Raw genomic sequence first — 1,606 nt, forward strand, 5'->3', positions numbered from 1 at the left:
CCCCCGCACCACCCGGGTCAGCACCACCCGCAGGGCCCCCGCCGGCATCCGTCAGCGGGGGCCCTGCGGCTGCCAGCCCAGGGCCGGCCCCAGCCGGGTCGCGGTGTCGGTGAGGATCTGCTCGTAGTCCTCGCGCGCGAAGCCGAACGGCAGCGCGAAGACCACCTCGCGCACCTCGCGGTAGCCGGCGTGCGCGTGCAGCGCGGCCGCGACCTCCTCGGCGCTGCCCAGCAGGTCGGCGGCGAACAGCAGCCGCGCCGGGCCCTGGGGGGTGCTCGTGCGCGGGGTGCGCGCGGCGACGTAGTCGGCGTACTTGCGCCGCTGCGCGGCGGTGGCGCTGTCGGTGGGGAGGACGACCAGGCCCTGCGAGGCGCGCGCGGCGGCCCCGGCGGGGTGCTCGGCGCGGAAGGCGCGCACCTGCTGCGCCTGCAGCTGCGCGAAGTCCCACGGGCCCTCCCCCTCGGCCTTGAGCACGCTGGAGGTGAGCAGGTTCAGCCCGTTCTCCCCCGCCCAGCGCGCCGAGCGGGTGCTGGCCGCGCCGTACCAGACGCGACGCACCAGGCCCGCCGCGTGCGGCTGCACCTGCTCGGAGTAGGTCTCCACGCCCTCCACGCCGCTGAAGGTGCTGGCCGGCTCCCCGCGCAGCAGCCGCAGCAGCCGCAGCACCCGCTCGTAGCCGAAGTCCTCCGCCTGCGCGGTGCCCGGGTACAGCGCGTCGCGCACGTGCTCGAAGTGCACCGGCGGACCCACGCTCACCCCCGGCTCCAGGCGCCCGCCGGAGAGCACGTCCACGGTGGCCCAGTCCTCCGCCAGGCGCAGCGGGTTCTCCCACCCCAGCGGCGTGACCGCCGTGCCCAGGTGGATCCTGCGCGTGCGCTGGGAGGCGGCGGCCAGCACCGCCACCGGCGAGGAGATGCCGTGCTGCAGGTGCCGGTGCCGCAGCCAGGCGCTGTCGAAGCCGAGCTGCTCGCCCAGCTCGACGACGGCCAGGGTGTCGCGGTGCCCGGCGGCGGGGTCGGCCGGGTCGAACGAGCCGATGGTGAGGAACCCCATCCGCTCCAGCGGTTCTCCTGCGCTCGGCACGCGGTCCTCCTGCGTCGTCGGCTCGTCCTGCGGTCACCGGCATCCTCGTGCCCGCCGGGCACCGCGCGCCACCGCGGCGGTCCCCGGCGGCCCCGCGGTGCGCGGCGGGGGGCGCGCGGAGCACGATGGGTCGATCCAGAGCCGGCGCGGGGACGGCCGGACCGCGCCGCAGGGGGCACGGCCGGAGGGGGTGCGCGTGGTGGAGACCGAGGGCAGCAGCGCGGTGACGGCGCTCGGCGAGGAGTCCTGCGGGACGGAGTGCTTCTACTGCCGGGGGCCGGAGACCGATTGAGGGCGTCCCGGCCGGGCCGGAGCCGTCAGGCGACCGGCCGGCCGGGGCGCAGGGCCGTCGTGGCCAGCGCCAGGAGCACCAGCCCCGCGCAGGCCGCGGTGAGCAGCACCGGCCCGCCCGCCAGCAGGGCGCGCCCGCCCGCCCAGGCGCCGGCGGCGATGCCCGCGTTGAACATCGAGTTCACCACGGCGGGCGCGGCGCCGGGGACGTCGGTGGCGCGCAGGGCGGCGG

The 1,606-nt window shown here is 78.2% G+C and carries 1 protein-coding gene and 1 pseudogene; both read right to left on the minus strand.

Annotation, left to right across the window (positions count from 1 at the left end):
- Positions 1 to 51: 51 nt before the first annotated feature.
- Positions 52 to 1,083, minus strand: a complete 1,032-nt coding sequence (locus GTR00_RS20395; RefSeq protein WP_166613358.1) for an LLM class flavin-dependent oxidoreductase — start codon at positions 1,081 to 1,083, stop codon at positions 52 to 54.
- A 317-nt stretch (positions 1,084 to 1,400) separates the two neighbouring features.
- Positions 1,401 to 1,606 (minus strand): annotated as a pseudogene (locus tag GTR00_RS20400) (MFS transporter); the annotation flags it as partial.

It is taken from the genome of Kineococcus indalonis (assembly GCF_009906395.1).
GTDB lineage: Bacteria > Actinomycetota > Actinomycetes > Actinomycetales > Kineococcaceae > Kineococcus > Kineococcus indalonis.